This window comes from Flavobacterium psychroterrae, from assembly GCF_018380615.1.
GTDB lineage: Bacteria > Bacteroidota > Bacteroidia > Flavobacteriales > Flavobacteriaceae > Flavobacterium > Flavobacterium psychroterrae.
The window spans coordinates 1-255 of sequence record NZ_JAGYVZ010000107.1 but is presented as its reverse complement, the minus strand read 5'-3'; the positions used below and the strand labels follow the sequence as shown (position 1 = coordinate 255).

Annotated in this window: 1 protein-coding gene; it reads left to right on the top strand. The window is 33.7% G+C overall.

The window, feature by feature from the left end; all coding sequences use genetic code 11:
• On the top strand, positions 1-255 hold a 255-nt coding region (locus KHA90_RS25270), incomplete at both ends, for an AMP-binding protein (protein ID WP_213308310.1).

The window sequence follows — 255 nt, the reverse complement described above, 5'->3', positions numbered from 1 at the left end:
ACTGTAAAGTGGTTATAGATCGTGAAGAACTGTTGTCATTTGATAAAGTTTGTACTGATTTTGCCAAAACAAATATTTCAAAAATCAATAAACCAACGGATCTTGCTTATGTAATTTATACCTCGGGTACTACAGGTAATCCCAAGGGAGTTATGATTTCCCATACTTCACTTGTGAACCGTTTGGAATGGATGCAAAAAGCCTATCCATTATCTTGTGATGATGTAATTCTTCAAAAAACCAGTTATTCTTTTG